Source organism: Mesorhizobium sp. B2-4-12, assembly GCF_006441575.1.
In the GTDB taxonomy this organism is placed as follows: domain Bacteria; phylum Pseudomonadota; class Alphaproteobacteria; order Rhizobiales; family Rhizobiaceae; genus Mesorhizobium.
In genome coordinates this window covers 1-19,020 of sequence record NZ_VFVC01000048.1, presented here as the reverse complement: position 1 = coordinate 19,020, position 19,020 = coordinate 1, and the positions used below count along the sequence as shown (strand labels likewise).

General features: G+C 57.8%; 15 protein-coding genes. 9 read left to right on the top strand and 6 right to left on the bottom strand.

The annotated features are described in order from the left end of the window. Positions 1 to 48 precede the first annotated feature (48 nt). Entirely contained in the window at positions 49 to 1,059 is a 1,011-nt protein-coding gene (locus FJ934_RS23210; protein ID WP_140612773.1) for a glycosyltransferase family A protein, read from the top strand. A gap of 112 nt (positions 1,060 to 1,171) precedes the next feature. Here the strand turns inward: FJ934_RS23210 and FJ934_RS23205 are convergent, their stop codons facing one another. Then, positions 1,172 to 2,422, bottom strand: coding sequence for a polysaccharide pyruvyl transferase family protein (locus tag FJ934_RS23205; RefSeq protein WP_181165737.1), 1,251 nt, complete (start codon positions 2,420 to 2,422; stop codon positions 1,172 to 1,174). Positions 2,423 to 2,723: 301 nt separating this feature from the next. Next, the gene (locus FJ934_RS23200) at positions 2,724 to 4,157 is read right to left on the bottom strand and encodes an oligosaccharide flippase family protein (protein WP_246671606.1); all 1,434 of its coding nucleotides are present in this window, start codon (positions 4,155 to 4,157) and stop codon (positions 2,724 to 2,726) included. A 358-nt stretch (positions 4,158 to 4,515) separates the two neighbouring features. Between FJ934_RS23200 and FJ934_RS23195 the strand changes: the two genes are divergently transcribed. The 4 genes from FJ934_RS23195 (at position 4,516) to FJ934_RS23180 (ending at position 9,920) form a co-directional block, all read left to right on the top strand. Further along, a complete protein-coding gene (locus FJ934_RS23195; protein WP_140612770.1) occupies positions 4,516 to 5,949 on the top strand; it encodes a DUF4214 domain-containing protein in 1,434 nt (477 codons plus the stop codon). Between the two features lie 32 nt (positions 5,950 to 5,981). Further along, a complete protein-coding gene (locus FJ934_RS23190) occupies positions 5,982 to 7,334 on the top strand; it encodes a DUF4038 domain-containing protein (protein ID WP_181165736.1) in 1,353 nt (450 codons plus the stop codon). A 206-nt stretch (positions 7,335 to 7,540) separates the two neighbouring features. Then, positions 7,541 to 8,602, top strand: a complete 1,062-nt coding sequence (locus FJ934_RS23185) for an NAD(P)-dependent oxidoreductase (RefSeq protein WP_140612768.1) — start codon at positions 7,541 to 7,543, stop codon at positions 8,600 to 8,602. A gap of 4 nt (positions 8,603 to 8,606) precedes the next feature. Beyond that, positions 8,607 to 9,920 (top strand): DUF4910 domain-containing protein, encoded by a 1,314-nt coding sequence (locus FJ934_RS23180; RefSeq protein WP_140612767.1) that lies wholly within the window; start codon positions 8,607 to 8,609, stop codon positions 9,918 to 9,920. On the opposite strand, the gene rfbC is transcribed toward FJ934_RS23180, so the two are convergent. Beyond that, the gene (gene rfbC / locus FJ934_RS23175; protein WP_140612766.1) at positions 9,915 to 10,463 is read right to left on the bottom strand and encodes a dTDP-4-dehydrorhamnose 3,5-epimerase; all 549 of its coding nucleotides are present in this window, start codon (positions 10,461 to 10,463) and stop codon (positions 9,915 to 9,917) included. The genes FJ934_RS23180 and rfbC overlap by 6 nt on opposite strands. 315 nt (positions 10,464 to 10,778) lie before the next feature. Between rfbC and FJ934_RS23170 the strand changes: the two genes are divergently transcribed. The 3 genes from FJ934_RS23170 to FJ934_RS23160 are packed head-to-tail and all read left to right on the top strand — an operon-like array spanning position 10,779 to position 13,536. After that, on the top strand, positions 10,779 to 12,074 hold the full coding sequence (locus FJ934_RS23170) for a class I SAM-dependent methyltransferase (protein WP_140612765.1): 1,296 nt from the start codon (positions 10,779 to 10,781) through the stop codon (positions 12,072 to 12,074). Beyond that, positions 12,071 to 12,886 carry a sugar phosphate nucleotidyltransferase gene (locus FJ934_RS23165; RefSeq protein ID WP_140612764.1) on the top strand — a complete coding sequence of 272 codons (816 nt, stop codon included), beginning with the start codon at positions 12,071 to 12,073 and terminating at the stop codon, positions 12,884 to 12,886. The genes FJ934_RS23170 and FJ934_RS23165 overlap by 4 nt, the downstream gene beginning before the upstream one ends. Continuing rightward, a complete protein-coding gene (locus FJ934_RS23160; protein ID WP_140612763.1) occupies positions 12,883 to 13,536 on the top strand; it encodes a PIG-L deacetylase family protein in 654 nt (217 codons plus the stop codon). Before FJ934_RS23165 ends, FJ934_RS23160 begins: the two co-directional genes overlap by 4 nt. A gap of 166 nt (positions 13,537 to 13,702) precedes the next feature. Here FJ934_RS23160 and FJ934_RS23155 read toward each other — a convergent pair whose 3' ends face one another. The 3 genes from FJ934_RS23155 to FJ934_RS23145 all read right to left on the bottom strand — a co-directional run bounded on the left by FJ934_RS23155 (position 13,703) and on the right by FJ934_RS23145 (position 17,364). Further along, positions 13,703 to 15,130, bottom strand: a complete 1,428-nt coding sequence (locus FJ934_RS23155; protein WP_140612762.1) for a glutamate-1-semialdehyde 2,1-aminomutase — start codon at positions 15,128 to 15,130, stop codon at positions 13,703 to 13,705. A 563-nt stretch (positions 15,131 to 15,693) separates the two neighbouring features. Then, entirely contained in the window at positions 15,694 to 16,368 is a 675-nt protein-coding gene (locus tag FJ934_RS23150) for a response regulator transcription factor (RefSeq protein ID WP_023774752.1), read from the bottom strand. Positions 16,369 to 17,139: 771 nt separating this feature from the next. Next, a complete protein-coding gene (locus tag FJ934_RS23145; protein ID WP_023774751.1) occupies positions 17,140 to 17,364 on the bottom strand; it encodes a hypothetical protein in 225 nt (74 codons plus the stop codon). A gap of 490 nt (positions 17,365 to 17,854) precedes the next feature. On the opposite strand from FJ934_RS23145, the gene FJ934_RS23140 reads away from it, so the two are divergent. Further along, positions 17,855 to 19,020 (top strand): hypothetical protein (locus FJ934_RS23140; protein ID WP_140612761.1); only part of this gene is annotated, 1,166 nt, incomplete at its 3' end.

The window sequence follows — 19,020 nt, the reverse complement described above, 5'->3', positions numbered from 1 at the left end:
TGAGTAGGTCAATTCAATATCGCCGTCCGAAACGAAAAAGATACCGTTATGACACACCGCTCGGCGCCAGCTCTACCTCTCGTTGCGGTGGTAACGCCCGTATACAACGGAGGTGCGTATCTCGAGGCTACGATGAGATCTGTTCAGCGGCAAAGCTATGACAACATTATACACGTTATCGTTGACAATTGCAGCTCGGACAACACGCCGCAAATCATCGATCGCTTTCGGTCGGAGCGTGTTGAGCTGATTACCATTCGCAATGACAGCCTCCTTCCGCTGCGAGAAAACTGGACTAAGGCGCTTTGTGCGGTTCCCACCGAGGCCCTTTACGTGAAGATTCTATGCGCAGACGACCTGATGCGTAGCGATTGCATCTCGCGCTTCGTGGAGATTGCTCAACGCGACGAAAAAATCGAAGTCGTTCTTTGCCATGACATCTTCATGGACAGGGTCCATCGCGCGAATTTGCCGTTGAAGCAAGGTATTTTTGGAGGCATTGAGATCGCGGCAAAGATGCTAGACGAAAGCATTAATTGGTTGCCATATCATCATTTATTCGTTCGTTTTCCTGGCAGCGCGCAAAGCCCGGTTTTCTTCAACGATGCCCCGATCCATTTTGATTTTTCTGCAGTCGTGCACAGTGTCCTGCGTGGCAAGCTCGCCTATTTGCACGCGCCACTCGTCTACACACGTTGGCACGCGAATTCGCTTACCAGCCAGCAGCTCGGTGCGAACCAGTTAAGAACCTTACTTGAGCGTTTTGACATTTTATGTGCCTTTGGGGTTCAGTGTTGGGACGAGCCGACTTTCCGAAGCAAAAAGGAATGTATGCGTGCCAGAATGATGCGCTTGGCCATAAAATGGACAGTGATGGGAAGGCTGGACGCCGCTCGGGAACTCTTGAAGGGCCTGAAAGAGCGGCAGGTCGCTCCGAGCGCCGCGGATTGGGCCAAATCGCTAGTTGAATGGCTGCCCTATTCGAATTGGAAACGAAGCTGGCGTCTTTCAACGGGCCCTGAGATTGACGAAGCCCAGTTCTGCTCGGAGATTTTTTAAGGCGGAGGCCGCTGACCGAATGCATCCACAGGAGTTGCTGAGCGGTTGAAGCCGCGACTTAATGCGCGATCACAAAATTTCAGTAGGCAATAATTGGCGCCCCGGCTTAATTTCAAAGGATCTTGGACAACAACTCCTGCTCGTGCTCCTTTACACGAAACAGTACATGATCGAGATGCCGCCGAACGACTGCGCGATAGTGCTCCTTGTCTTTTAACAGTTCCGTGAGGTGCGTCTCCAACAGCTCCAGGTCGAGATTTTCTATGGATTGACAAAAATCGCCGAGGCCGAAATCAGTCATCACCGCATCGTTCTTGGCCTCGTATCCTATGGAGATTGTCGGTAGAGCAAGCTTCAAAGCGCAAACCACGTTATGAAAACGGGTGGCAACAACGACGTCAGTGTCGCCAATCTGTCGCATGACGTCATGCAGGGAGTTGATTGGCTCGGCGACAAGCTGACGAGCCCGCCGAGTGAAGCGGGTGCCGTCGATCAGGTCATATCCGCTCGCCTTAGCAATTCGGCCGATATCCCTGACTGCCCGCATATCCACGGTTTCGCCGATAATAAGGCGCACTCGGTAGCCTCGATCCAGCAATGAGTTGACGAAACGGCCCATCTTCTCGATATAGGTTTCATAGATAGCGGTATCCGACCCTGAGCGCGCGCCTGCGCGCCAGCCGTTGTAGTTCATGAGCCCAATCCCAACTGTCGTCAGTTTTCCTCCGGTGTTGTCTCGCACGGGCAATAGCGTAGGCAGTCTGAACACCAGATCTGGGTAGACTTGATCTCTACTTGTATCGATGCCGAGCGACGATAAGAAATCCTTGGAGACCTGATCGCGGAACGAACGGAAGTAGGCCCAGGCCGCTGCAGACCTCAACATTCGGCGGCTGGTAGAATTTAGTATCGGACCTGCGCCGGTTCCAATAAAGCAGAACTTCACCCCCGACAGTCGCGCAGATGCAGCCCAGCGGAACAGACCGTAGGATGTTCCAAATGGACCTGAGCCGTAGTCGTTTAACGTTGACGTTCCTGGCACAATTATGATGTCGAATTGCCTGACATATTTGATTGCCCGGCCCCAGTTCGCTAGCCTTCCAATTATTCTCATGCTGACTTTATTGCAGAACCTCAGGAGGGTATTGGAAAACTCTGGGGCGCTGATTGGTGTTGTGACAATCTGATGCGCTTTACCAATGGCATCTGGATCAACACAGACGCACGCGATAGCCGCCTCCGGCCGAGCTTCCCGCAAGAAAAGCAAGAACGCTTCCAACGACGCGTCATTACCGAAATTACCCCCGCCAAACATTCCGAAAAGGCATATTTTCTGTGGCTTTACGCCGATGACCTGCGACAACCCATTCCTGCGCGAAAGGACCATGGTGTGTGCTCGCTATTGGTGCATGCATGCGAGCGGCGGCAGCATGATACCGCGGCCGTGCACGCTCTGATGGGAAGGGGCGACAGAGGTCAGGAGGTTCGAATGGCAAATGCGGCGGCTTCGGCATGCCTCGCAGTCCAAGCCTTTCGGCAGGGTGAGGCCCTGCTTCTTGTCCCGCTTGTTCTCGTCCATGAACATTCGCGTCCTTCCAGGCTCGTTTGGATAACCACTGGCTATGCGACTTTTTCGTCGGCCATCGTGTTCACTGGTGCTCGCCTCACTCGGCCGGGCGGAGCGAGGCACGCCCGAAACCGGGGATGGACTTGATTATCTCGTCAACCAATGGATGTCGGGTAAGGACCAATGCCGCTCCCCATCCACCCAACGCCAACACCCCTGCTGCGAGTGCCTGCCCATGCGAAAGAGCGAAGCCTGTGCCCGACAAGAAAGCCACGCACAGCGGACCAGCCGCGCTCGCTATGGCCATGACGGCGCTTCTCCATAGCGCTGCGGCGATATCCTTCAGTTTCAATCCCAACCGTCGCCGAACGAAGCTCAGGGCAACGTATGCCTGGAAAGGAATCGTCACCAGCATACACCAGGCGGCCGCCTGCAATCCGCCGAAGACGCCAGCCATTGACAAGAGAATGCCAGAAAGCGGGAAGACGATGAGGGCACGGATGAACAAGTCGCGGATCGCACCGACTGCAACCAATACCGGGTAATTGAGCTCAAAACTGAAGGAGAAGAGAAGAGCAATCGCGACGACCTGAACAAGCGGCGCAGCCTCGATCCATTGTCGACCGAGCACGACGTCCACGACCGGATAGGCCAGCACTGAGAGCACAAGGAGAGCGGGCCAGTAGAAAGCCGTGACAATAGAAAGGGCCGCGAGATACGGGCGCTTCAAATCGCTGCCTTGTCTGACCTCTGCCGAAAACGCCGGCAATACGACAGCCACGGCCCCTCCGAGGAGGAGTTTGTCGGGTATCTGGCCGATCAAGAGGGTCCTGCTGAACAAGGCTGCGGCATTCGGTGACACCAGTCGGCCCAACAAGAGCAAGGGCAGGGCGTCAAATATGCGGAAGAGTATGGCGATGGAGCCGTTGTATCCACCGAACGAGACCATTGCGCGCCAATTGGCGAGGGTTGGCTTGAACATCCAGAAATGCGGGCACAGGGCAAGTGCAAGGCATGCAGCAAGCCCGCTGCCGATTAGCCACGCCCAAGCGAAGCTCATATAGCTGAAGCCCGCGAACGCCAAAGCGATTGTTGCCACAGCCCCTGTCGCGCCGTTAGTGATGCTAATGGCAGCTACCTTGCCGAAGGCCATTTCCCGGCGCAGGAGAGCGTTGACCAGGATGACCAAGGCGTCGAGGAAGAGGCAGGCTGAAATAACTCGAAAATAGGGAACGAGGTTCGGCTCCGCGTAGACTGAGGCCAGAATAGGGGACGCGGCTAGGAGAACGGTGACGGCAATCCCGGTAAGGACGAACATCACTGTAAAGGCCCCCCGAATATCCTCGCGGCTGAGTTCCCCGCGCTGAATCAGGAAGCTTGAACTGGAGAATTCCCTGACAGACAGGGCTATCGCCAGGATTGCCATCCCGATCACCGACACGCCGATTTCCTGTGGTGTCAATATGCGCGAAACCACTGCGGTCGTGGCGAAATTCGATACGAGCAGGACATAACGTTCGCCCGTGCTCATCAGAAGTGCGCGTTTAACAGAAGGCATAGTGCCCTTTCCCGGTAGCGGCGGGGCCGCCTTCGTCACGCTGAATAGTCCAACAAACCCGGTTAAAGGTCAGTACCTTCAAAGTAAGGACTAATCACAGACGAAAGGGGTAACGGGCATGGCAGCCGGAGTTGTCGGGCCTTGTTCCAGATCAGCTCAGGGCTGATCAGATTTGGGTAAAATAGGGCGTAAGAGGTTCAAGACAGGGCTTGAGTTGGTGGCGACCTCCGAAAGGGGTATCGCAGACGCGTCGGTCACCCGTATGGGTAGATTGCTACCGGCGCTCGCAGTCCCGACTATCGAGGCCGCCCCGACCGGGAGAACTGTCGCCATGTCGTTTCGTTTCGCAGTCGCTTTGGCTTGCCTGCTGGCGTTTGTCTCGTCTGCCTCCGCCAATTTCCTTTGGGGCATTAACGGTCATCCAATAGTTGCTTATCCGGGTATCCCGATCGAAAGGCAACTCGACTTCGTTAAGGATCTTGGCCTGAAGTCATACAGGGTCAATGTTAGGGGCGAGAGCGACGTGGATATGCTTGCCAACCTTGTCTCCGCCGGAAAGGTGAGAGGCATCGAGATCCTGCCCGTCCTCACGCCCGCCGGCATCGATATGGACAAGGATAGTCCGGAAGAACTTTACGCCAGGACCCGGAAACTTGCGATCGCACTTGGCTCAAGGTTCAAGGCCGACATCCGTGTCTGGGAACTCGGCAACGAGATGGAGAACTACGCCATCATCAAGCCTTGTGAGAAGCGCGATGATGGCGCGCAATATCCATGTGGTTGGGGACCTGCAGGTGGAACGGGAACGCTCGATTACTACGGCCCGCGCTGGGTGAAAGTGAGTGCCGTCCTCAAGGGGCTGTCCGAAGGGATGATTGCGGCCGATCCGACCATCAGCAAGGCGATCGGCACCGCCGGATGGGGCCACGTCGGCGCGTTCGCACGGATGAAGCAGGACGGCATCGCTTGGGATATCTCAGTGTGGCATATGTACGGCGACGATCCGGAATGGGCTTTCCGGGAAATCTCGGCCTACGGCAAGCCGATATGGGTTACCGAATTCGACAACCCTTACGGAAGCCAGCGCGGCGAGAAGCAGCAGGCCGACGGCATCAAGCAGACAATGACGAGACTTCAAGACCTCAACAAGAAGTACAAGGTCGAGGCCGCGCACATCTACGAACTCGTCGATGAGGCCTACTGGGCTCCTAGCATGGAAGCCAATATGGGATTGGTGAGGCTTATCCCGGCGCCCTACGGTAAATGGAGGGTCGGCGAGCCTAAGCCTGCCTATAAGACGGTGCGTGACTTCACCCGCGGCCCGCAGCCGGCGCCTAGACCGTACCGGGAATGCGATCCAGAGACCCTGGCTGCAAACAAACCCCTATATGTGAGGCAGGCAAGTTTCGTCTATTGCCTCATCCTTGGTCACGATGGCGACACGGCCAGCGTGGATCGTTGGTCGGCAGCTCTTGAAAGCGGGAATAGCAAGCTTGCTGACATGATCTTGGACATGATGGACACCGACGATTTCGAAAGCAGATATGCCACGATCGGCCTGACGGACCGCGCCTATATCAGTTTCCTCTACCTGCTGCTTCTTGACCGTCCCGCAGACAACTACGGCCTTGACACCTATACGCGGCCGCTACGCGCGGGCACCATGACCCGCAAGGACGCAGCCTTCGGCATTGTCACCTCATCGGAGTTCAACTCCAGGCACTCCGCCATCCATGAGGTCTCCGGGGCGCCGACCCCTGGGTGAGCATGAACGACGGGCCGGAGGGAGGGAGCGCAATGCGCTTGATGTCTGTTCTCATGACCTGCGTCTTTTTGGTGGCTATGGAGACTGGAAGCTTAGCCTGCGAACGCGACAAGGGGACGCGTTTCCCTTTACGGATCGAATCTGGAAAGAGCTTTCCGGTCGACAAGGACGGCCATCCATTCTTGATGCATGGCGACTCGGCCTGGTCCCTCATCGCAGATCTGAAGGATGACGAAGCATACCTCTATCTTGAGGACCGCAAGGCTCGTGGTTTCAATACGGTGCTGGTCAACCTCCTAGAGCACCGATTTTCCCGCAACGCGCCCGCAAACGCATATGGCGAGAGGCCATTCGCTGGCAACGCCGATTTCGCCGTTCCGAATGAGGCGTATTTTGCCCATGCGGACCGTGTCCTGCAGAAGGCTTGCGACCTCGGTTTCCTGGTGCTGCTTGCCCCAGCCTATCTCGGCTATCGCGGTGGTATTGACGGTTGGTATCAGAAAATGGCGGCTGCAGGGCCAGGAAGGCTTGCTTCGTACGGCCATTTCGTCGGACATCGCTACCGGCACTTCGACAATATCATGTGGGTCAACGGTGGCGATGATGATCCAGCGGACAAGGATCTGGTGAGGGCTGTTGCCAAAGGCATCGTTGACGAGGACCCGGGCGCTCTTAGCACCATCCATGGCGCTCCCGAAACGCCACTACTTGATTTGTGGACTCACGAATCCTGGCTGAACGTGAACAACATCTACACATACGGACCTGTCTACACGGCCGCGATCAGGGAGTACGGCAGGGGTATGCCTTTCTTCCTGATTGAGAGCGCCTATGAGTTCGAAAGTGGTACCGACGAGTACCGGGTCCGCATTCAGGCTTACCAGGCGATCCTCTCGGGCGCCTTTGGCCACCTCTACGGCAATAACCCGATATGGCATTTCGGGGGGCCCGGTCTCCATCGGCAAACATTGGGGTGGAAAGAGGCTCTCAACAGCCCGGGGGCAAAAAGCATGGAGGTGCTTTTCGCTTTCATGTCATCGACAAAGTGGTGGCTGCTCGAACCCGACAGCAAGAACAGACTGCTGGTCGATGGCACGGGCAAGGACATGGGGAGGGCGGTCGCCGCGACCGCAGGGGACGGATCCTATGCTGTCGTCTACCTGCCCGGCAACGGCCGCATTACAGTGGACCTGGCGCGGCTTTCGGCGGCTTCCGTCCGCGCCCGCTGGCGCGATCCGACCAGCGGAGAGGTGACGGATGTCGAAGGTTCTCCCTTCAAGGCGGAGCGCACGGTTTTCCAGCCGCCAGAGCTAAACAGCCGCGGATACAAAGATTGGATCCTGGAGCTGATAGCTCAAGGCCGCCCCGTAGCGCAAAGTCAATGAACGCGCGATTGCGTGCAGCAGGCAACGCAAGGCAAGACGTGCGCCGATTCCTCCGAAAGCATTAGACGTGCGCCACCGCAAAAGAGGTAAGCGTTGGCAACGCTTCCTCGAACGGGGAATCCTGGGCGTCCATTGGCGTTCTCCCCCGTTCCTTCAAGCCCAAGTAGCCTCCCGGATATCAATATCGGCTTGAGAAGAGGTGCGCGATGAAAGTCATGGTAACCGGCCATCAAGGCTATATCGGATCGGTGATGGTGCCGATGCTGCTTCGTGCCGGGCATTCGGTGACGGGCTATGACAGCGATCTCTACCGGCGCTGCACCTTTGCCGCTGGGGGCGAGCGGGCTTCAATTCCGTCCATCCAAAAGGACGTCAGGGACGTGCATGCGCGCGACCTCGAAGGGTTCGATGCCGTCATCCACCTTGCGGCCCTTTCCAATGACCCGCTGTCCGACCTTGATCCGGACATCACCTATGAAATCAACCATAAGGGCAGCGTCCGCTTTGCCAAGGCGGCCAAGGACGCCGGCGTGTCGCGCTTCCTGTTCGCCTCGTCGTGCAGCAATTACGGACAGGCGGGCGACGGGATGGTCGATGAAACCGGCGAACTGAATCCGGTCACGCCCTACGGTTGGTCGAAGGTCCTTTCAGAACGGGATATTTCCGAACTGGCCAGCAGCAGCTTTTCTCCCACCTATTTCCGCCCCGCCACGGCCTATGGGCTCTCGCCGCGGCTCCGTTTCGACATCGTGTTGAACAATCTGGTCGCGTGGGCGGTCACCAAAGGCGTCATCCTCCTGAAGTCCGATGGAACACCGTGGCGGCCGATTGTCCATATCGAGGACATTTCCAGGGCATTCATTGCCGGGCTGGAGGCGCCCCGCGAGGCCATTCACAATCAAGCCTTCAATGTGGGACGAACCGACCACAATTACAGGATCCGGGACATCGCCGAGATCGTCGCCGAGATCGTGCCCGATTGCCGGCTTGAACTCGCGCCCGACGCCGGACCCGACAAACGCTCCTATCGGGTCAACTTCGACAAGATCGCGCTTGCCCTTCCTGCCTTCAGGCCGCAATGGGATGCGCGCAAGGGTGCCGAGCAACTCTACCAGGCATACCGGAAGTCGAATGTCACGCTGGAGGAATTCGAGGGCCCGCGCTTCCAGCGTATCGGCCATATCAGGCATCTGTTGACCAGCGGACTTCTGGACGAGCGGATGCGGGTCGCTGGAGTATCCAAGCCATTGGAGGAGGCGCTCGGATAGCTGGATGGAACACCTGAACCCCGCCGGGATCGGCCCGCCGCCGGCAACCGGAGTCGGTCACGAGATTTATGCCCTGGCCGAACGTCTGTTTCCCATCTGCCGGAGCATCACGGGAAATGGCGTGCGAGCAACGCTGGATGTCTTGTCACAGCATATCGAGTTGGAACGGCACGAAGTGCCCACCGGGACGCAGCTGTTCGACTGGACCGTTCCAAAGGAATGGAACATACGCTCGGCAACCATCACGGGCCCGGACGGACAATCAGTCCTCGATTTTGCGGACTCCAACCTGCACGTCGTCAACTACAGCTTGCCGTTCAAGGGGATCCTGACGCTCGCCGAACTGAGGCCGCACATTCATACTCTGCCCGATCAGCCGCAGCTGATCCCCTACCGGACCAGCTATTACGCCCCGACCTGGGGCTTCTGCGCAGCCCACGTCCGTGTGGCTGACCTGCCCGACGGTTTCTACCATGTGGAGATCGACGCCGAGCTCGAGAACGGCACTCTCACATACGGCGAATACCTGCACCGCGGTCGGACCGAGCGGGAGTTCCTCCTCTCGGCGCACATTTGCCATCCCTCGCTTGCCAACGACAACTGTTCGGGCTTGGCGCTGCTGGCGATGCTGGCGAGAAGTCTCAAGGCAAGGAACACACGGTACAGTTACCGCTTTCTATTCGCTCCCGGCACGATCGGCGCGCTCGCGTGGCTGTCGCGCAATGAGGACCGTACATGTCTCATCGACCACGGTCTGGTGCTGTCATGCGTTGGCGATTCAGGAGGCCCGGCATACAAGCGCAGCCGCCGCGGCGACGCCTTCATCGACCGAGCCATGTCCCACGTGCTGGGGCATCGCGCCGGGGCAAAGCTGATGGATTTCTCCCCATATGGGTATGACGAGAGGCAATATTGTTCGCCGGGCTTCAATCTTCCGGTCGGCATGTTCCAGCGAAGCGTCCACGGCACATTTCCCGAATACCACACATCGGCCGACAATCTTGACTTCATCAGCCCAGAGCATCTCGAGGATTCCTTCCGCATCTTGATGGAGGTGATCGACATTGTCGAAGAGGACTGGACGCCGTTGAACCGCTTGCCCAAGGGCGAGCCGCAGCTCGGCAAGCGCGGCCTTTATGCAGCCGTGGGAGGGCAGAAGTCGTCGGGGGCGACGTCGATGTCCCTGCTTTGGGTGCTGAACCTCGCCGATGGGCAGCATTCGCTCCTGGCCATGGCTGAGCGCTCGAACCTGCCCTTCAAGGAACTGGCCGCCGCTGCGAAACTGCTGTTGGAATATGAGCTCCTGGTAGCCTTATGAGGCCGTTACGGTTCGCCGTCTGACAAGGGGCCAACTTTTGTCCCTTTCCGACATGGCCGTTGGCATCAAGGGCCATCCGATGGAAAAGGTGGGGTCATTGTAGAGGACGCCGGTCGACGCGTTGGGCGTATAGAACTGTGATATGAGATACGAGACCTCGGTGCCGTCGGTTAGGGTCTGGAGGCCGTGGGCGAAGCCGGCAGGGATATAGAGCTGCTTCATGTTTTCGGAAGTCAGCTCGAAACCAAGCCACTTGTAGAGTGTCGGCGAATTCGGACGCAGGTCCACGACGACGTCAAAAATCGCGCCGCGGACACAGGAGACCAGCTTGACCTCTGCGTAAGGCTCCTCCTGGTAGTGCAGCCCCCTGAGAGTTCCCTTTTTGATCGAATGAGCCCGGCTGTGCTGGACAAAGCGCGTCGCCAGACCACAATCGGCCATCTCCTTCTCACAGAAAAGTCGGGTGAAAGAACCACGGTCGTCAAGCATGGGAGTAGGCTCGATCACCCAGACCCCTTGAAGCTCCGTTTCGGTGAACTGCATGCCTTGACTCCCCGGCACCGAGCGAGACTGCCGCATCAATTGTCAGCGTCGCCAGCCCACGCTGTAAGGGCTACCTAAGCCTTAGGTGGCCTCTCCGATAGCGGTATGTGCGGATGAAAGCTGACCACCCGTTCGGCGAGCCTGGCGTCGGGATCGCCGCCGCTGGCTCGCTATAAGGATTAACGCGCCCGACGGATTGGCAAATCGAAGCGGAGAGGGCCGGATCCTAACCTGCCGTCATCTGCCTACTCAGGCGCGGCAGGCATGGGTTCTGCGGAGCGTACCCGCGGGTTAGGTAGAAGACAGGAGCGGGGAATGAATATTCAGGCTATCGAAACCGTTCGCGGTCACAGTGCGGCAAGCCGCGACGTCGGTTGCAGGCTCTGCGGGTCGCGCCTGCGCCACACCTTGGTGGATCTAGGCATGTCCCCGCCTTGCGAAAGCTTCCTTCAGGCCGAGCAGCTTGATCAAATGGAAGCTTACTATCCGCTCAACGTGCTTGTCTGCGACACTTGCTACCTGGTGCAGCTCAAGGAGTATCTGAGCCCCGAGACGATTTTCAGCGAATATGCCTACTTCTCTTCGTTCTCGTCCAGCTGGGTGGCTCATTCGAAAGTGTATTGCGAGGCCATCACCAGACGGCTTGGGCTTGGCCGTGACAGTCTTGCGGTCGAGCTCGCAAGCAACGATGGCTACCTGCTGCAGCACTTCCTGCCACTGGGCGTTCCTGTATTGGGCGTCGAACCGGCAACCAATGTTGCGCGCGCCGCGATCGAGAAAGGCGTGTCCACCAGGGTCGACTTCTTCGGGGTCCGGCTGGCAAATCAACTGGTCGGGGAAGGACGTCGCGCCGACCTGATCATTGGCAACAACGTCCTGGCACAGGTCCCAGACCTCAATGACTTCGTCGCCGGGATAAGAATCCTGCTCAAGCCTGAGGGCGTGGTCACGCTCGAATTTCCGCATATCGAGCGGCTGATGGCGGAGAACCAGTTCGACACCATTTATCATGAGCACTTTTCATATTTCTCGCTGCTGACGGTCGAGCTGATGGCGGCGCGCCACGGATTGCGGCTGATCGACGTCGAGGAGTTGCCCACCCATGGCGGCTCGCTGCGCGTCTATCTCGCCCATGATGGCAGTCGCTGGGGCGTGGATGACAGGGTGGGCAAACTTCTCGCCCGAGAAAAGCGGCACGGGCTAACGGAGATGATTACCTATGCCTCCTTCGGTCACAAGGCGCAGCGCGCCAAGCGCGACCTGTTGGCGTTCCTTATCTCGGCCAAAAACGAAGGGAGCAAGATTTGTGGCTACGGCGCTCCAGGCAAGGGCAACACGTTGCTCAATTACTGCGCTATCGGCACCGACTTCCTTGACTTCACGGTCGACCGTAATCCTTACAAGCATGGTCGCTTCACACCGGGGATGCATATCCCGATCAAATCCGTCGAGGCCATCGACGAAGTCCGGCCAGATTACATCCTGATCCTTCCGTGGAACCTGAAGGACGAGATCATCGAACAGATGCGCCATGTCGCCTCCTGGGGTGCAAGGTTTGTGGTCCCAATTCCTTTTGTGGCGGTGATCGATCCATCGGAGTTAGGCAGATGAAAGTTGTCCTCTTCTGCGGCGGTCGCGGAACCCGGATCCGCGACTATTCCGACAGTATACCCAAGCCGATGATCCCGCTTGGCCACCAGCCGATCCTGCGCCACGTGATGCAGTGGTACAGCGATTATGGACATGACGAATTCGTCTTGTGCCTGGGCTACAAAGCCAATGTCATCAAGGATTTCTTCCTCAACACACGGCCGCAGACCTTTTCCGATTGCGTGGTCACGCAGGGAGGTCAAGACGTGAAACTGCTCGGAGACCAGGCCAAGGACTGGAGCATTACCCTGCTTGATACCGGAGTCTGGCGCAATATCGGCGAACGCCTCTGGGCGGCAAGGGACCAGGTTAAGAACGAGAAGATGTTCCTGGCCAACTACTCCGATGGTCTGACCAACGTCGATCTCGACGACGTGGTGGCGAAATTCGAAGCCAGCGGCAAGATCGGTTGTTTTCTCGCGGTGCGCGCACCACTGACATACCATTTGGCCGATATCGCGGAAGACGGTCGCGTGCGTGAGTTCCGTACAACCGATACCTCGGAGATCTGGATCAACGGCGGCTACTTCCTGTTCCGCCCGCAAATCTTCGACTATATGCGCGATGGCGAGGAGCTCGTTCTGGAACCTTTCAGACGACTGATCGACGACAACATGCTCATGGCGTACAAACATGATGGCTTCTGGCGATCGATGGATACGCTGCGCGATTGGCAATCGCTCGAAGACATGGTCGAACGGGGCGACATGCCCTGGAATAGAAAAGTTACCGCCGAAAAAACCAGACGCGGTCTGGTAGTGGCCGCTTCGTGAGAGGGCTTGGCCTCGCACGTGGCGGGGAGGAACTCTCGATCCTCTGCCTTGGCGCCCATTCCGATGACATCGAGATCGGCGCCGGCGGCACTATCCTTGGTTTGATCGCGTCGGGGGTGAAACTGGACGTCCACTGGTGTGTGCTGAGCGCCGGCGGCCAGCGGTCGGCCGAGGCCCGCGCTTCGGCCGAAGCGTTCCTGAAAGGATCGAAGTCGTCGGTAATCGACATCGCGGATTTCGAAGACAGCTATTTCCCGGCCCATAGCCGGGCGATAAAGCAGCGGTTGATAGATCTAAGATCTCGCGTCCATCCCGACCTGGTGCTGACCCATGCTAGGTTCGATGCCCATCAAGACCACCGGGAGGTCAATCAACTGACCTGGAATGTCTTTCGCGATCACCTTGTGATCGAATACGAGATTCCCAAATGGGATGGCGATCTTTGCCAGCCAAATGCCTACGTGCCGCTCTGTGCCGCAGTGCTGGAACGCAAGATCGAGCTCCTGCAACAGCACTTCGGCACGCAGCGCTCCAAGGACTGGTTCGACCGCGACACATTCGCGGGGCTGGCGAGATTGCGCGGGATGGAGTGCAGGGCGCCGGAACATTTCGCCGAGGCGTTTACACTCAGAAAAGCCAGACTTCTTTAGCGGATTTCCGTCCCGATTTGCTTGAGGGCTTGTCTGAGCCAAGGGGGCACATGGTTCCTGGGGAAGACTTCGGGTCGGGCTTTGCCTTCAGGAGCCATCCTCGACGTTGTTGGTGATCTTCGCACACTTTTGGGACACCACGCTCTGCCAGATCGGGGTTACCGGCTCATGAAGTGGGTACGAGCCGGTGGGTTTCTGATTGCCGTTTGGTCTCACCGCTCGCTGGCCGAGGGTTCTGTGAGACCGCCGGCATCCGGGCCTGTGGATCGTCATTGTTGAAGCGACGAAACACGATCTGCGAGGGGCGGCCGACCAAAAATTGGCTTGCTCCCGAATCCAGGGCCTTCGCGTACACGCCCAGAGCACCATCGACGGCGTCTATGGTTTTCATGACGGCCGCGTCGTCGTGCGTGTAGCTGACGACGAGAGATGGCATGAGGACACCACGCTTGATCGTCTCCTGCAGGAACAGAGAACGGTATGTCTGCGAGGGCTTGCCGTCCTGGTCAAGCGTGGCGTAGGCGAGACAACTAGGACGGCCGACAACTTTGAAGTGCCGATCCAGTCGATGGCGTCTAGAAACCTCCGTGATACCTTCCTTCAATTTCGTTCCCTGACGGTGCAGGTGTTCAATGACGGACTGGTCCTGATAAACCCGTATGGTCGCGATGGCCGCGGCAAGCGCGTGGGTTTCCGCACCATGCGTGGTCGACAGCAGAAAGACACGGGGGCGATCCGTATGCTCGAGCCCACCCAGCCGCATATATTCGCGTTTGCCTGCCAGGGCGGAGACCGAGAAACCATTGCCAAGAGCCTTGCCGAATGTCGACAAGTCCGGTTCGATGCCATAGAGCCTTTGTGCTCCCGCTGCATGCCACCTGAACCCGGTGATCATTTCGTCGAGAATGAACAGCGCGCCATTTTCCCGGCAAAGACGCTGGACATTATGCAGGAAGCCGTCGGTCGGATCGTCGCCACGGGAAGGTTCCAGGATCAGAGCGGCTACCTTACCCGGGTGCCTGTCGAACAAATCCTTGACACTAGCGATGTCGTTGTACCGGAAAGTGAGGGTCAGGTTTTGAACCGCTTCTGGAATTCCCGCATTCATCGGTGTGGTCCCGATGAACCAATCGTCTGTCGAAAAGAAAGGGTGGTCGGCGCAGCACGCGACGAGATCGCGACCCGTGTAGGCGCGGGCAAGGCGGACGGCGCCTGACGTCGCGTCCGATCCGTCCTTGCAGAATTTTACCATCTGCGCGCCGACGAGTTCAAGGAAGGTTTCGGCGCAGTCAACCTCGATCCTTGCGGGGCGCGTGAAGTTGGCTCCGCCTGCAAGCGCCGCCTCCACCGCCCTGAGCACCGTTGGATATGCATGCCCCAGCCCGACGGAACGGTTGCCCATGCCGTATTCGATGTATTGGTTTCCATCGACATCCCAGACGTGGCACCCCAGACCACGTTCGATAAAGCCCGGCGCGAGAACGGGATACTGATCCTCGCCTTTCGCGTAGGTGTGGCTGCCGCCTGGGATCAGCTCACGGCCACGTTCTTGAAGGCGTCCCGATCTGCGAAAACAGAGGCTTTGCTCAGGCATGCGGACTGCTCCAGTTCGACAGAAAGTCTAGATGTCTGAGCCTGGATTTTCGCGTTCTCCATAAGGTCACCGGTTTAGCACTTATGGTGGATGGTTGGCGCGATTGTGCGGTCTTGTGCAGCAAACGCGCCAACTGACAAGCAGCATCAAGGCGCAAGCGACTCGCGCAGCATTTCCCCATGCCGGGAGCAGCTAATCGAGCGTAGGTTGGTTGAAGTAGGCTCAACACTGGGACCCTGGGGAACAGTCCGGCGTGTCCGAAATATGCTGATGAGCATTTGCGCCGCGGCTGCCGCGAACTACGACCACTGACCCGCGGACATCCCGGGAATTCCCGGCGATCCTGCCAAATAGCCGTCCCCTACGTGATCACGCCATTCACGGGAAAGAATCTTATGGTAAACAGCTAGCAGCGGTCGATTCCCCCCCGGGATGCAGCCGCTCAGAATGAAGCCCGCCCGGGTCGCTACCGTGGCGGGCTTTTCGTTGACCGCGACCCGCTTGGTGCGTTCGCTACATAAGACCGCGATCGTACATTGAGGGAAGGCGGCTTGTGATTGCGATCACCGTTCAGCCGCAGTTCCTTCCGCGAAGAGATCATTGACCTTGTATGCGACTTCCGTGCGGTTGGTCGCCTTGAGCTTTTTCATGATGTTGCGGATGTGCACCTTCACCGTGCTTTCGCGCAGGTTCAGTTCAAAGGCGATGATCTTGTTGGCCTTGCCGCGTCGGAGCGCCTGCGCGACCTCAGCTTGCCTGAGCGTGAACATGCCGGTCAAAGGCGCATCACGGCTGCCTGAATCTATCAGGTGCCGCATAGATAGAACGCTACTTGCCGGAACGAAGATGCCTCCCGCTGCCGCAAGATTGATTGCCTCGACACAGACATCGATCCCTACAGAGGTTGGAATGTAGCCACGCGCGCCACATTCGAGAGCCGTCAGTATCTGTGCAAGGTCTTCGGTGTCCGCCAAAATCACTACGGGCACCGACTTGAATTCGCACGAAATTCGCCTGATCTGGTCCGCGATACCCTGGTCGGTGACTTTCCGGCCACCTAGGTTGAAGAGAATGGCTGCAAGGGTCATCCCCTCTTTCGCGCGCCATTCGGCAATCGATCCCATGGCCTCGACGGCCATGCCGAGATCGTGGTCTTCCAGAGCCGATGCGAGACATTCGCGGTCGAGCGCCCTTCCGTCCAGGATGAGCAGACATTCCCTGCCTGCTCGTTGCACCATTCCCGCTCCGCCCGACGGGATTTCTGCCTGATCTGCCGAAGTATATTTATGCAGTCCTACTGTGGAGCCCATACTCTTACCCACCTTTTCCACGCGATCCGCCCTGCGGCGGCCAATTAGCCCCTCACTCTTCAGTTCCTTCAGAAATTGAAAAATAGCGCCCACCGTTTTGGGAGCTTCAGCTGGAATTTGCCCAGCCTTGCACCCACTGCTGTTCCCTGTTCCCAATCCCAACCAGAACAACCTGAGCTTATGGGCTATTTATGAGCCAGCGCTAACTTAGATTAACATTTGGTTAAATTTTTGAATCTGCGAAAACACTAACGGCTAGCCCCGCCGCGGGCGCTGCCGTTTTAGGTAAACATGCGAGCTGGCCAGTCGATGGATGTTCTGGAGCGTCTGAATACCGCAGGACATCGCAACGCTCTGAAGGTGAACCCATCCGAAGACGGCTGGCCTCGGCGGTCCTCATCCCATGGGCGTAGCCGAGGACTACCCCTCCGACAGTCAAAAGCCATGTATCTCCAAAGCATCGGTTGACTGCATAGGCGCCGGCACTGTCATCTAAGCGCCTGCTTCGCGCAACGCTCAACGAAAGGACCGCATAGGGCAGCTCCCTGGCGCTCCTTGGACGCTGTGGCAAATGCCAGCTCGTTTGGTTGAGAAGGGCAAGGCAAATCCGCCAGCATCCCTTGCGGACATGAAGGTCCGAAGCAGCACACGGTGCCGCCGCACTTACACCGACAGTGCTACGCTATGTATAGCTCGGGCTCAGGCGGTTCCCTGGGGATCATTCTCGGTCAGCCAAGATGCGTCCAGAACAGGTCCGGCATTCTGGACATCGGCTTCGAAGGCGTCGATCAACCTTTTGGCGGCTTTGCTGGCGATATGACTCTCAGGGTAGGTGGCCTTCACGGCCCGTGCACACTCGTAAACTTCCTTGAGTTTCCTAACCTGCTTGAGCCCTAACGCGCGATATACTCCCTGGCTGGTCATATCGCCTCTCCTCCCTGTAGTGGAATTCTCCGCTGCCCGGCCTACTATGCGCTGCATTGACAGAGGATTTCCTAGCTGAAAGCAAAAAACTGCGTGCGACTGTAGTAAGATCGTCGGCTTCCCGGGTCGAGGCGTTCTTTAGGGGGCCCGCCGGAACCAGGGCTTAGCCATTCGCGGGAGGGTACGACCAGCTTCGCGCCTCGTTCGCAGACCTGTTTGTTCTCGAAATTGTGCTCAGGTGCATGTTTTGGCGCGACTTTGATGGGGACATTCGATCACTCAACCCCAAGCGCTTTTGAGCGCACCATCACCTTGATTATCAAGGCCACGGAAGTGGCGTGGGGACGAGCATTGGCGCGCTCTACCATCGCCGGTGGAAGGCTACCCCCTTTGACTCACTTGCTCAGGACATCCAGCTGTCGAAAGATTAGCGATCGGACAGCTCGCTGTATCCGCGTCACAGGGCCAAACCAAGCGGGAACTCGTCGGCATGCAGGTGTCTCTGCCGGGACTGCTAATATGCGCGGCTATTTTGGTCACGTCCTACTATTCAAGGGGAATGCTGATCATCGGCTTGATCGCTTCCCAGGCTTTCGGCGCGACGGCCGTCATGACACTGACCTTTCTGGGGGGGGCATCTCCGTTGATCTATACCATGTTCGCGGCCTTGCTTGTCACGACCGTCGCTGCAAGACGCCGTATATGGCTTGATCTTGGACTCGTGTTCGGAAGCATCCGGCCGGTCTGGATCCTGACAAGCCTCATGCTGTACGCAATCATCGGATCATGGTTGTTTCCGAGATTCTTTGCGGGACAGACCGCCGTATTCGTGCAGTCCAAGACCCGCGGCATAGTCATAGAAGATTCCTTGGCGCCGGTTTCCGGCAACATTTCTCAGACCGGCTATTTCGTCCTTGGTGGACTCGCCGCTATAGCGCTTTGCGCCCTGCTGCTGCACTCCGACCGGATCGACCAGGTCCGGCGCGGCTTCTTCTTGTGGTGCGGCCTCCACACGGGGATGGGAGTCTTCGATTTCATCAGCAAGAACGTGGGCGCGGGAGACCTGCTGGCCCCCATCAGAACCGCCAACTACGCGATCATATCGAACGCGACGGAGGCCGGATTCGTGCGGATCACCGGACCTTTTTCGGAGGCATCTTCATTCGCCAGCGTTTCCCTCGCCTGCCTGGCATTCTGCTACAGCTACTGGAGAAAGACGAAATCACCGCTGGCCAAATGGCTGTCTGCCATCCTGCTCTTCCTGTCCATTCTGTCGACTTCATCGACCGCCTATGTCGGGCTGATACTGCTATGCATCCCGGTTGCTTTGTCGATGCTGGCCTCGGTCCTGAGGGGAAAAGTCGAGGGCGAAGAGATCCTCATAATGGCACTCATGGTGTTGGGCGGGACTGCCATATTGGGCATAAGTCTTTACAAGGCCGAGGCGTTTGACCCGTTCGTCAAGCTGATCAACAGCACTATCATCAACAAAGCGGATTCCGGCTCAGGCCATGAACGCACCTATTGGAATGTAAAGAGCCTGCAGTCTTTTCTCGATACCAGCGGACTGGGTGTGGGGTTCGGCAGCTCAAGAGCATCGAGTTGGCCCATTGCTGTCCTTTCCCAGTTGGGCTTGTTCGGGTCGCTGATGATGGG